Source organism: Saezia sanguinis, from assembly GCF_003991585.1.
Taxonomy (GTDB): Bacteria; Pseudomonadota; Gammaproteobacteria; order Burkholderiales; family Burkholderiaceae_C; genus Saezia; species Saezia sanguinis.
In genome coordinates, this window is sequence record NZ_PQSP01000001.1 from 120,408 (window position 1) to 133,005 (window position 12,598).

Here is a 12,598-nt window from a genome sequence, read left to right on the forward strand (position 1 = left end):
CTGTCTCACAAGGATAAGGGTAAGGGCACCAATCGTTTTTCGTTAGAGAAATTCCGAAAGGTAAAAAAATGACTCATACACATGCAGATAGCAGTTCTGCGGATCAAGAGGCTGCGGCCTCTCATACAGAAGAGCTCAATGGCTCTGAAATTCTTGTCAGATGTTTACAGGAAGAGGGAGTCCAGCATGTCTGGGGTTATCCTGGCGGCGCTGTGCTGTACATCTACGACGCGCTTTACAAGCAGGACAAAGTTGAGCATTTGCTGGTACGCCATGAACAGGCTGCCGTACATGCGGCAGAAGGCTATGCGCGCTCAACCGGTAATGTCGGGGTGGCGCTGGTTACATCCGGGCCGGGCCTGACCAATGCGGTAACAGGTATTGCCACCGCGTATATGGATTCGATTCCGCTGGTGGTGATCAGCGGGCAGGTTGGAACTGCTCTGATTGGCTCTGATGCATTCCAGGAAAGTGATGCCGTGGGGATCACCCGGCCTATTGTCAAGCACAATATTCTGGTGAACGATGTGAAAGATCTGGCGATCTCCATCAAAAAAGCATTTCACATTGCCCGCACCGGACGTCCCGGCCCTGTGGTGGTGGACATTCCGAAAGACGTGTCGGCCAAAACCACTAAATTTGCGTATCCGAAAACGCTTGAAATGCGTTCATATAACCCGGTGCGCAAAGGGCATACAGGGCAGATCAAAAAGGCACTGCAGTTGCTGCTGTCTGCCAAACGGCCTTATATCTATACCGGCGGCGGCGTTATCCTCAGTGATGCCTGTCCGCAATTGCGGGCATTGGTGAATACATTGGGCTTCCCGGTCACCCATACCCTGATGGGGCTGGGTGCTTACCCGGCCTCAGACCCCAAGTTTTTGGGCATGCTGGGCATGCACGGCACGCTGGAAGCCAACCATGCCATGCAGCACTGTGATGTGCTGCTGGCTGTCGGCGCGCGTTTTGACGACCGGGTGGTGGGCAATATCAAGCACTTTATGCAAAATGAGCGCAAGGTGATTCACATCGATATTGACCCATCTTCAATTTCCAAGCGCATCAAGGTGGACATTCCGATTGTGGGCGATGTGGGTGAAGTGCTGGATGAAATGCTGGCGCTGCTGAAAGAGCAGAACTTCAAGGCCGATGCTGCACAGATTGCACCCTGGTGGAAGCAGATCAACCAGTGGCGGCAGAAAGACTGCCTGGCTTATGACCGCGCCAATGAGGACGTGATCAAACCGCAGAAAGTGATTGAAACACTGTGGAACCTGACGCAGGGGGATGATGTCTACATCACGTCTGACGTCGGGCAGCACCAGATGTGGGCGGCACAGTTTTTCCGTTTTGACGAGCCGCGCCGCTGGATCAATTCCGGTGGGCTGGGCACGATGGGTGTCGGGCTGCCCTATGCGCTGGGTGTGAAAAAGGCATTTCCGAATGCGGAAGTATTCTGCATTACCGGTGAAGGTTCCATCCAGATGAATATTCAGGAGCTTTCCACGGCGTTTCAGCATAAACTGCCGGTCAAAATTCTGGCGCTGAACAACCGTTATCTGGGCATGGTGCGCCAGTGGCAGGAGCTGGAATACGGCGGACGCTATTCACATACGTACATGGAGTCGCTGCCTGATTTTGTCAAACTGGCAGAGGCCTATGGCCATGTGGGAATGCGTGTAGACCGCCCGCAGGATGTGGAAGCAGCTATCCAGGAGGCACGCAAGCTCAAAGACAAAGCGGTGTTCATTGACTTCAGAACCGATCCGACAGAAAACGTATTCCCCATGGTGCAAGCCGGCAAGGGGATTACAGAGATGCTGTTGCGCAATATGGAGGGAAAGTGACATGAAACATATTGTTGCAGTATTGCTCGAGAATGAGGCCGGTGCCCTGAGCCGTGTGGTGGGGTTGTTTTCTGCACGTGGCTATAACATTGAAAGCCTGACGGTTGCGCCAACTGAAGACGCATCGCTGTCGCGCATGACGATTGTGACGCACGGTTCTGATGAGGTGCTGGAGCAGATTGTTAAGCACCTGAACCGCCTGATCGAGGTGGTGAAGGTGGTGGACCTGACCGAGGGCAGCTACATCGAGCGTGAGTTGATGATTGTCAAAGTGCGTGCGGTAGGCAAAGAGCGTGAGGAAATGAAGCGCATGGCTGATATTTTCCGCGGGCACATTGTGGATGTGACCGATAAAAGCTACACCATTGAGCTGACCGGCAATCAGGCCAAGAATGATGCATTCTTGCAGGCGATAGATCGGGCCGCAATTCTGGAAACGGTGCGCACTGGGGCCAGTGGCATCGGGCGCGGGGAACGTATCCTGCGGGTTTAATGAATTTTTGAATGAAAATGACTGATATATTTGAAAGGAGTCAATGTGAAGGTTTATTACGATAAAGATTGTGATTTAAGTTTAATCAAAGGTAAAAGTGTCACAATCGTAGGTTATGGCAGCCAGGGTCATGCACATGCGCAGAATCTGCACGAAAGTGGCGTTAAAGTGACGGTTGGCCTGCGCAAAGGCGGCGCTTCATGGAAAAAAGCGGAAGGCGCAGGCCTGTCGGTGAAAGAGGTTGCCGAGTCGGTTAAGGGCGCAGATGTGGTGATGATTTTGCTGCCTGATGAAAGCATTCCCGAGGTGTATGCCAAAGAGGTGGCTCCCAACATCAAGCAGGGCGCATCGCTCGTGTTTGCGCATGGCTTTGGTGTGCATTATGGCCAGGTACAGCCGCGCGAAGATCTGGATGTGTGGATGGTCGCTCCCAAAGCACCGGGACATACCGTGCGCAGCACCTACAAGGCCGGTGGTGGTGTACCGCACCTGATCGCGGTTTACCAGGATAAAAGCGGCAAGGCGCGCGATCTGGCGCTGTCCTACGCGATGGCCAATGGTGGCGGCCGTGCCGGCATCATTGAAACCACTTTCCGTGAAGAAACTGAAACCGACCTGTTTGGTGAACAGGCTGTTTTGTGCGGTGGTGCGGTTGAGCTGATCAAAGCAGGTTTTGAAACACTGGTGGAAGCCGGTTATGCACCTGAAATGGCCTACTTTGAGTGCCTGCATGAACTGAAGCTGATTGTTGATCTGATTTATGAAGGCGGTATTGCCAACATGAATTACTCCATTTCCAATAATGCGGAGTATGGCGAGTATGTGACCGGTCCGCGTGTTGTGACCGAGCAGACCAAAAATGCCATGCGCCAGGCTCTGAAAGACATTCAGACCGGTGAATATGCCAAGAGCTTTATTCTGGAAAACAAGGCTGGCGCACCAACGCTGCAAAGCCGTCGCCGCTTGACCGCTGAACACCCGATTGAGGTTGTGGGTGGCAAGCTGCGTGCGATGATGCCCTGGATTGCTCAGAACAAGCTGGTGGATAAGAGCCGTAACTGATTTGTTTGTGCACGATAAAAAAGCTGGCAACTGCCAGCTTTTTTATTGGAAGTTGTCAAAGCTGATTTTGCAATGGTGCTGCCCGCCACACGTATGACGACTTATGACGGTATCTGTGTTTTGGCATAAGGCAGCAAAATGGAAATGCTGGGGTATTGCGGCATATACCTGACTTTGACTTGGGTGCCGGCAGGAAACTCCTGTTCATATTGGCCGATTCTTTTGGTGCAATCAATTTGATTGCCGCTGGCGGCCGTGAACTGGTATTGCACGTAGTGGTACACAGCATATCGGGTTGCACGGGTTTGATAACCTGTGATCACCGCTTCGCTTTCAGCACCGGTTGCCAGCAGGTGTTTGTTTTCTTTTTGTTGAGCCCGAAATGCCAGCATAAACGGGACAGAGTATCCAATGCCTAGTAGCGTAATTCCTATTAAAAACCAGAGCATTGGTTTTCCCAGAGAAAATACTACGAGATATAGCAAGCCTAATGCAATGAGCCCGGCCAGTATCCAAAATATTTTTTCTGCAGTTTTCATTGTTGGCAGCAAGCTATCAAACAAGTGGCAGAACGGGGCACCATAAATAAGTGAATGGCGTCATTTTTTCTGAACCGGGAAAACGATTCTGGTCAGAAACTGTTCTTCGGGAAAGCCCGGGCCGTTGTAGTAATACTCATAAGCGGGCCCGGCAATCGCATAGCCGTTATCCTCAATCCACCGCATCATTTCCTTATACACAGGCTCTACCTGCTGATAAGGGCCCAGATACATGCAAAAGGCAATTTTGCCAGCAGGGATGCTGCCGGCCTGAATGGTTTCATGTGCAGGCAGGGCTTTTGCTACAGGAAAGCCGATTTCGACCTGAAGGTTCTGCATGTCCATATTGTGGTAGGCCGCAAAGGGGATATCGGTCATCCAGGCATCGTGTTTTTTCAAATAGGCGGCAATGGCGCTGTAGCTCTGTCCGATAAGCAGGGGCAGGTCCTGCACCCGCGTGGTGGTTTTGATGACAGCAGTAGCTTGTTCGGGCACTTCAATAATGGCAATGTCTGAGATTCTGGGCATATGTCACCATGAGTTCAAAAGGGGTGTGAAAAGCTTTTACTGAATCATGCTGTAATTGACATGTTAAATCAAGGGAAATCTGGTAATACTACGGACATCCCTGACAGGGTTAGCTGTTTAGATGCATAATCAGAAACTTGCATATCAGGTTTGCCTGGTTATAACTTCAACGCCTTATTTTTATTGCTTATGAATTATCCTCATCCTCTGATTGCTAAAGAGGGTTGGCCTTTTATAGCGCTGACCTTTTTTCTGGCTGTTTTTGCTTCCTTTTTTCTGCCTGGCTGGATCGCTTTTTTAGTCTGGGTGCTGCTGGTATTTGTGGTGCAGTTTTTCCGCGACCCGCCCAGACCGGTTCCGGTGCAGGAGGAGGCTATCCTGGCGCCTGCCGATGGGCGCATTGTGAAAGTAGAGCAGGTGCTGGATCCGCATACCCAGCGTGATGCGTTATTGATCAGCGTGTTCATGAATGTTTTTAATGTGCATTCCAATCGTGCCTCGGTCAACGGGACCGTGGAAAGCGTGCAGTATTTTCCGGGCTCATTTATCAATGCAGACCTGGATAAGGCATCTACGCAAAATGAGCGCAATGCGGTGGTGATCAAGGCGTCCAATGGTCAGACCGTGACCCAGGTGCAGGTTGCCGGCCTGGTGGCGCGCCGTATTCTGTGTTATGTGAAGCCTGGGGATGCGCTGGAAAAAGGCGATCGCTACGGTTTTATTCGCTTTGGTTCACGGGTGGACGTGTATCTGCCGCCGGATGTCACGCCTTGTGTGGCTCCTGGTGACAAGGTGTATGCAACCAGTACCATTTTGGCGACTTTTTAATGCTTGATGGATGATGAGACACACTTCAGATCAGGAACAGCCTGCGACCATGAGCCGCCGTGAGCAGTTGAGGAAAAAGGGGATTTATTTATTCCCGAACCTGTTTACGCTGGCGGCTTTGTTTGGTGGTTTTTACGCCATTGTGATGGCGATGAACAGGCAATACGATTCTGCAGCCGTTGGTATTTTCTGTGCCATGATTCTGGACGGCTTTGATGGCCGTGTCGCCCGCATGACAGGGACTGCCAGTGAATTTGGGGAGCAGTTTGATTCCTTATCTGATATGGTGTCGTTTGGTGCTGCCCCTGCACTGGTGATGTATGAATGGGCCTTGCGTGATTTGGGTAAACTGGGCTGGATTGCTGCATTTGTGTTCTGCGCCTGTGGCGCCTTGCGTCTTGCCCGCTTTAACGCCAATATCGGGGTGGTGGATAAACGGTTTTTCCAGGGACTGCCCAGCCCGGCCGCTGCAGCCATTGTGGCTGGTTTTGTCTGGATGATGACCAACATGGAGTTCAATGGCCGCCAACTGAGCTGGCTGGCGTTTGTGCTGACGCTGTTCGCGGGCCTGACCATGGTGTCTAACATACCGTTTTACAGTTTCAAGGTCATTAATCTGCGCAAGTCGGTTCCGTTTATTGTGCTGGTGGTGATTGCGCTGGCGCTGGCATTGATTGCCTACAAACCGGCGCATGTGCTTTTCTTTGTTTTCATGTGTTATGGCGTATCGGGCTATGTTGTCTATTTTTGGCAACGCTGCCATGGTAAAAAAGTTAGCCTGCTGAAAAAAGATGCAGGCTCTAAACAGAACGAAGACGCTGATTCTGAAAAAAACTTGCACGATTAGCCGATTCTGTGTAATATGAGCGCCATGTATCCAAATTTCTCTATTTCTTTGCTAGCGCTACTACTATGTACCATACGGGTGCAGGGAGTAGCTATGCGCACAAGCTGATTTAGTTGATCTTCCAAAAGCGGCCCGTATGCAACCAGCATCGGGCCGTTTTCTTTGGTGGTGCTGGTTTGTACAAGTTTTAAATTGATTTGTTACGCAAGAAACCAGCACAATGAAACCACATACGTTTAATTGTTTTCAAAGGACACCATCGCACACTTTCACACCGGGAAAGTGGGAGGCGTGTCCGATGGTCAATGCGCAACATCATGATGTTTTTTTAATAAATGCGACAGATGAACAGTCTGAAACGCAGTTGGCAGTTCAGTAACCCACTGACATGAATAACTGGAAATAAAAGGAGTTCCATGATGGCTGAGCAATTGATTATTTTTGATACCACCTTGCGCGATGGTGAACAATCTCCCGGCGCCTCCATGACCCGGGAGGAGAAAATGCGCATTGCCCGCCAGCTGGAACGCATGAAGGTGGATGTGATTGAGGCCGGGTTTGCCGCTTCTTCCAATGGTGATTTTGAATGCGTGCGTGATATTGCCAATGCCATCAAGGACAGCACGGTATGTTCACTGGCACGCGCGCATGAATATGATATCAACCGTGCCGCCGAAGCGTTAAAAGGAGCGGCTTCTGCCCGTATTCATACGTTCATTGCCACCAGCCCTTTGCACATGGAGAAAAAACTGCGCATGACGCCTGATGAGGTGTTTGAACAGGCCTGCAAATCGGTTCGCCAGGCGCGCAATCTGGTGGCCGATGTGGAGTTTTCTACCGAAGATGGTTTCCGCTCGGAAGTGGACTTTTTATGCCGTATCATTGAGGCGGTGATCAAGGAGGGCGCCACAACCATCAACGTGCCTGACACGGTGGGTTACGGCATTCCGGAGTTGTATGGCGAGTTTATCCGCACGCTGCGTGAGCGGGTGCCGAATTCTGACAAGGCCATCTGGTCGGTGCATTGTCACAATGACCTGGGGATGGCGGTAGCCAACTCATTGGCTGGTGTGAAGGTTGGCGGGGCGCGCCAGGTGGAGTGCACCATTAACGGTTTGGGTGAGCGTGCCGGCAACTGTTCGCTGGAAGAGGTGGTGATGGCGGTGAAAACCCGGCGCGATTATTTTGATTTGGACGTGCGTATTGATACCACACAGATTGTTCCTGCATCCAAGCTGGTGGCGCAAACAACCGGCTTTATCGTGCAGCCCAACAAGGCGGTGGTGGGTGCCAATGCATTTGCGCACGCTTCAGGCATTCACCAGGATGGCGTGCTCAAAGCGCGCGATACCTATGAAATCATGCGAGCCGAGGATGTGGGCTGGAGTGCCAACAAACTGGTGCTTGGCAAGTTGTCCGGCCGCAGTGCATTCAAGCAGCGTTTGAGCGATTTAGGGATTCTGCCCGATGCGGATGATGAGTTGAACATTGCATTTGCCAAGTTCAAGGAGCTTGCTGATCGCAAGACGGAAATATTTGATGAAGACCTGATTGCGCTGGTCAATGTCAATACAACAGCCGATGCGCAGCCTGCGCACTACAAGCTGGTCAAGCTTTCCCAGCATTCGGCGATTGGTGAGCAGCCACACGCGGAAGTCACCATCATTCAGGATGGCGAAGAAAAACGGGCATCTGCCTATGGTAACGGCCCGGTAGATGCCTGCCTGAAAGCGATTGAATCTGTGGTGGGCAGTGGCGCGGAAATGGTGCTGTATTCGGTGAATGCGATTACCGGCAGCACCGAGGCACAGGGTGAGGTGACTGTTCGCCTGCAGCATTCTGGCCGTATTGTGAATGGTGTGGGTGCAGATCCGGATATTCTGGTGGCTTCGGCCCAGGCTTACCTGGCGGCGCTGGATAAACTGCATGTGGCACAGCCTGCGCGTATTCCTGCGCAGGGCGAGTAAACGGGGTTAAGAATTGATGGAGGTAGGAAGAATGAACCGGCATGACTTGAATCGATCGTCTTTTGCCGGTTGGAAGAGCATTCAAGGGGCTACGAGCTTACGGATTGAATGCTGATGCAGCGAGGCTGGCTCACAAGGCGGATAGCGCATTTTCTTCTTCACTGTCCTTTTCAATGGAACTCAGAGGCTGGATAACTTCCAGCCTTTTTATGCCTTCGGCGTTAATGACCAGGCGTGCAAGCTCACTGGTGGTCTGGTTGCCAAAAATCACGCGGCGAATCACGTATATATGGTAAATACGCTCGCCCAGGGTGGTGTGATCTTCCTCTTCAAGTAACGGCAGTTCTTCAAACACGTTGTCAATGTATTTCAGAAAATCCGTGATGTTAAAGCGCGTAATATCAATGATGGAATACTGTGTCTGTTCGAACAGTTGCGGATGGTTGTGCAGCAGCACTTCTTTTTTATACAGCAGTATATCTTCGGCGCGCTGGTCGTTGAGCAGCTTGATCCAGTGCGATTGCTGCCGCATTTTGCGGACATCTTCGGGCAGAAATGCGTCTTTGATAAAGCGGAACGTTTCCTTGCAGATGCCTACTGCGGTTTTGTCATCTTTATAGATCAGCAGGCGCCGGTCGGGAATCCATTTCTGAAACATGCGAAACAGTTGTTCCCGCCCGATTTCTTTGATACGGTCCTTGAATATGTAAGCGATGACCATTGCCAGAAAGAGGTTGATGCTCAGTGCCCCATAGCGGCCTTGCCAGAAAAAAGCGATAAAGGTGGCAAAGATCATGGACACGGCAGCGGCAAAGCCATAGATGGAGTGCAGCAAAAGGGGCGCACCATTTTTGCGCCTGATGTCCAAAAACAGGTATCGGCTGACGTATTTTTTGATGATACTCCAGCGGTACAGCACCATTTCATTATCGCAGCCAGGCAGCGGAACACTGTCGGGGTAGTGCGCTTTGCGATACAGCATTTCCTGGCGCCAGAGTTCATGCGATTGCTCATGCGCGGGGACATCGGACTGTGTGAACATTTCTCTGAGGTAGTAGGTGGTGATGAAAGAAATGTATTCGTCACAGTATGCAAACGCGTTGGAATTCAGTCTTTTTTCGATGGGAGCGGCCAGTCCGGAAAGTGCCCGGTAATCTTCCAGGCTTTTCTCTACGTCTTTCAATATTGCGTCAACGGTTTCAGGCGTTCTTTTCTGGGTGTTTTTGCGCACGGTTTTAACCGCTAGGCGCAGTGAGCGTTTATATGTCAGTGCGTAGCGTTTTAATGTATTTTCGTAGGTGTCTACAGTAAGTTCTGTTTGTTGTTGAAACTGTTGTAGTTGTTCTTTGAGTTCATCGAGCACGCCCTCTTTGGCGCACAGGCTGCGCAGTTTTTTGGTGGGCGGGCGCAGTCGGACATAGTTTTTCAGGCTGCGCTGGAATTCACCTGACGTGTAGGTGTAGTTATTGATTTGCAGGGCCGTGGGCAGGAAAAAATAGGTTTCGACCTGGTAGCGGACTTCTTTGGCATCACGGGCAAACGACACTTTCTGTTTAACTTCAAACTGCCGTTTGCCATGAACTTTCAAAGACTCCTTGATCATTGCTTTGGTCCTGTTGTTCAAGATGGAGGCGTGAGCCTCCACCTGTCTACCACAGTTGGCTGTGGAAGCCCATGAGTGGCATTACATAATGGGTCCACAGTATCAGCACAATCCAGATCAGTACCAACTGAATCATCCCGTACTTGAACGAGTCGCCGGTCGAGTACTGGTCGGTCAGGTAGCTGATGTTGGCTGGTTTGGAGTTGAAATACAGCACATACACCTGGTTGATCATGAATGCCATGGGCAGACAGAAGCCCACCAGATCCCAGTTGTATTTCTCGGCAATGGCAATGATGATCGGGAACAGGATAATGGTACGTGCGGTTTTGCTTTCGCTGACCAGTGTGGTGATGGCAAACACACCGCTCAATACCGCAAACACGATCAGCTTGCCTGTACCGGCCGGGTCAATGTTCCAGTGGTCAAACGCTTTGTGAACATACAGGCCGACGATATCGGTCTGATCCATCATGCCGCCCAGCACATATGCCCCAAAGCTGAACATCAGCATGTGCCATGGAATATCGGCGTCATTCCATTTCATGACACCAATGGCCGGCAGTCTGGAGAAAGAAGGCATCAGCACCGCACAGGCGCCAGCCAGTGCAACCACTTCAGCTCTCAGCCCGGTCCATTTGCCGGTTGACCACAAGGCCAGTACCGTCAGGAAAACGATGCCGGCTTTGATTTCGCTGATTTTGATTGGGCCCAGTTTTTTGTATTCTTCCCACAGGCGTTCCATACCGCCTTCGAGTTTGGGTTTGCGGTCTTCCTTGGAAATCGGGAAAATAAGGCGGGTACCTGTCCACCAGGCAATCAGGCATTGCACGACAGCCAGCGGAAACAAGGCAATGAACCAGTCCTGGTAAGTGACCAGTGCGCCGGCTTTTTCCAGCATGGCCGCTGCCAGCAGGTTGGCTGCCGACCCGGTCAGGAAGGCACTGGCTGAAACGTTATTGGCCAGCAGGTTCAGCAGCACCATGTTGCGGCCAACGTTGTTGCGCCGCACGCCACCAGTGGCGCCGTATATGGCTGAGATGACCATGAACAAAGGCAGCAGCAGCGCTGTTTTGGCGGATGTGGCACTGATGAAGGCACCAAAAATCAGGTTCAGTGCAACAAAACAGAGAAACAGCATGGTCAGATGGTTTTTGGTGCGCAGCACCAGCACCAGCGAAATGCGCTTTGCCAGACCCGTTGTGACCAGGGCACTGGCTAAAATGAAGCTGGCAATGTTGAGAATCATCACCGGCTCGCCCATCATGGCAAATGCGGGGCGCATTTTCATGACGCCTGTGATGATGACAACCACCACCACCAGCAGCGATGTGAGGTAATTGGGGATGGCTTCTGTCAACCAAAGGATCAGCGAGGCCACAAAAATGCCCATCGCACTGTAGCAATGAGCAGCAGGGACTTTGGTCTGTGTTTCAAACAGTTCGATGGTTCCGCACCATTGCAACTCAAAAAACAGGAAAGCCAGTATCGCCAGCGGCACACCAATCAGCTTGAGGTTTTGCATGATGGGGCCGGCTTTGATCTCCTTGAACTTTTCAAGTGAGTAGTTGCGCATGTCCAGCGGATCAAATGCAGCTTTGTCTGTGGTTGACATATCCTTTCTCCTTCTTTCTGATGTGTGATCAGCAGCTTAGGTGGTTCACTGCCCATCACACCCAGATAAAACTTTATTTTCCGATGTGACCAACCTGTTACATCCCGACTACCTGCTTGGCAGCTCTCAAATAATTGGTATTGGGTAAACTGGCAATGCCCAGCGCATCGACCACTTTTTTCATGCCGTCATAGTTTTCACTTTCACAACAGGCAGACTCTAGCAATGCACCGTTGAACCACACTTTGGCATACTCGCAAATAATGCCATCGACCATGAATCCGTAACGCATTTTTTCAACGCTTACGGCGCACAGGTCCGGGTGGCGACGCGCCATTTCGATGAACTCGGAGAGTTCATAGCTGTCTTTGTCCAGTTTCAGGTCAACTTTCAAATGGCTGAGAATGGTTTGTAATTCCTCCTTTTTCACCGGGAACTGAAATTTGCCCCGTGGTTGAAAGATTTCGTAGCCTTCAGGGGTTTCACCGACTTTGGTTTTAATATCCAGTAGGCCATCGCGTACCTTGACATTGGCTTCGTTGGTTTGGGTGGATAAAAAATAGGTCTCCGCGGGCATGGCACGCGCAGCATGCAAGACGGCTTTGACATCCCACATTTTCTTTTCTACCGCAGAAATAATGTCTTTGCCAAAGACACGAAACTCTGCTCGCGGCACAATCTTGCTGGCGTCTTCAGCAGAGGTGGCGACATTTTTTGCAAACGTACTCATTGCTTTTTACCTCTCTCATTTTTTCCAGGTGGTGTAAGGGTTGGCAACCAGATTGGAGTTAAAGTACCTCGGGTCCGAAGAAATTTCTTCGCCAACCCAGCTTGGTTTGTTGAAAGCCTGGTCTTCACTCTTGAGTTCGACCTCTGCAACGATCAGTCCCTGATTCACGCCAAAGAACTCATCCACTTCCCAGGTGACATCGCCGTCCTTGATTTTGTAGCGCGATTTTTCGATGATGGGTTTTTCTGCCAGGTTTTCCAGCATGGCAACACAGTCCGCATGTGGAATTTCATATTCATATTCCATGCGGGTGACGCCTACGGTAATGCCTTTGATGGTCAAAAAGGCCTTATCGTCAATCGTGCGGATGCGAACTGTTCTTTCTTTGGCGCTGTTCAAATATCCCTGGCGATAATGCGTGCCTTTTGCGAGCTTGCGCCATTCATCACCAATTACCAGAAACTTTCTTTCAATTTCCTTTGCCATATTAATCACCTATTAAATTAATATAATCGTGTGCATCATAAAAATAACTATTT

Annotated in this window: 12 protein-coding genes; 6 read left to right on the plus strand and 6 right to left on the minus strand. The window is 50.8% G+C overall.

Translation table 11 applies throughout. The features are described from left to right. Positions 1–68 precede the first annotated feature (68 nt). Genes CUZ56_RS00525 through ilvC form a run of 3 tightly spaced genes read left to right on the plus strand, consistent with a single transcriptional unit; the run spans position 69 to position 3,402 of the window. Entirely contained in the window at positions 69–1,847 is a 1,779-nt protein-coding gene (locus CUZ56_RS00525) for an acetolactate synthase 3 catalytic subunit (protein ID WP_126977193.1), read from the plus strand. 1 nt (position 1,848) lies between these two features. Then, positions 1,849–2,340, plus strand: a complete 492-nt coding sequence (ilvN, locus tag CUZ56_RS00530; protein ID WP_126977195.1) for an acetolactate synthase small subunit — start codon at positions 1,849–1,851, stop codon at positions 2,338–2,340. 45 nt (positions 2,341–2,385) lie between these two features. Beyond that, entirely contained in the window at positions 2,386–3,402 is a 1,017-nt protein-coding gene (gene ilvC / locus CUZ56_RS00535) for a ketol-acid reductoisomerase (RefSeq protein ID WP_126977197.1), read from the plus strand. A gap of 101 nt (positions 3,403–3,503) precedes the next feature. Here ilvC and CUZ56_RS00540 read toward each other — a convergent pair whose 3' ends face one another. Then, positions 3,504–3,851 carry a DUF3592 domain-containing protein gene (locus CUZ56_RS00540; RefSeq protein ID WP_126977199.1) on the minus strand — a complete coding sequence of 116 codons (348 nt, stop codon included), beginning with the start codon at positions 3,849–3,851 and terminating at the stop codon, positions 3,504–3,506. A gap of 150 nt (positions 3,852–4,001) precedes the next feature. Beyond that, positions 4,002–4,469, minus strand: a complete 468-nt coding sequence (locus tag CUZ56_RS00545) for a GyrI-like domain-containing protein (RefSeq protein ID WP_126977201.1) — start codon at positions 4,467–4,469, stop codon at positions 4,002–4,004. 189 nt (positions 4,470–4,658) lie between these two features. On the opposite strand from CUZ56_RS00545, the gene CUZ56_RS00550 reads away from it, so the two are divergent. The 3 genes from CUZ56_RS00550 to CUZ56_RS00560 all read left to right on the plus strand — a co-directional run bounded on the left by CUZ56_RS00550 (position 4,659) and on the right by CUZ56_RS00560 (position 8,111). Then, positions 4,659–5,297, plus strand: coding sequence for a phosphatidylserine decarboxylase (locus CUZ56_RS00550; RefSeq protein WP_126977203.1), 639 nt, complete (start codon positions 4,659–4,661; stop codon positions 5,295–5,297). A gap of 10 nt (positions 5,298–5,307) precedes the next feature. Beyond that, a complete protein-coding gene (pssA, locus tag CUZ56_RS00555; protein WP_204250792.1) occupies positions 5,308–6,144 on the plus strand; it encodes a CDP-diacylglycerol--serine O-phosphatidyltransferase in 837 nt (278 codons plus the stop codon). A gap of 419 nt (positions 6,145–6,563) precedes the next feature. Then, positions 6,564–8,111 (plus strand): 2-isopropylmalate synthase, encoded by a 1,548-nt coding sequence (locus tag CUZ56_RS00560; RefSeq protein ID WP_126978477.1) that lies wholly within the window; start codon positions 6,564–6,566, stop codon positions 8,109–8,111. A gap of 130 nt (positions 8,112–8,241) precedes the next feature. Here the strand turns inward: CUZ56_RS00560 and CUZ56_RS00565 are convergent, their stop codons facing one another. The 4 genes from CUZ56_RS00565 to CUZ56_RS00580 form a co-directional block, all read right to left on the minus strand. Beyond that, a complete protein-coding gene (locus CUZ56_RS00565) occupies positions 8,242–9,714 on the minus strand; it encodes a hypothetical protein (protein WP_126977205.1) in 1,473 nt (490 codons plus the stop codon). 46 nt (positions 9,715–9,760) lie between these two features. Further along, entirely contained in the window at positions 9,761–11,329 is a 1,569-nt protein-coding gene (locus tag CUZ56_RS00570; RefSeq protein ID WP_126977207.1) for an SLC13 family permease, read from the minus strand. 97 nt (positions 11,330–11,426) lie between these two features. Then, positions 11,427–12,059 carry a hypothetical protein gene (locus tag CUZ56_RS00575; RefSeq protein ID WP_126977209.1) on the minus strand — a complete coding sequence of 211 codons (633 nt, stop codon included), beginning with the start codon at positions 12,057–12,059 and terminating at the stop codon, positions 11,427–11,429. Positions 12,060–12,074: 15 nt separating this feature from the next. Beyond that, positions 12,075–12,545: a CYTH domain-containing protein gene (locus tag CUZ56_RS00580; protein WP_126977211.1), complete on the minus strand. Its 471-nt coding sequence runs from the start codon at positions 12,543–12,545 to the stop codon at positions 12,075–12,077. Positions 12,546–12,598: the final 53 nt, after the last annotated feature.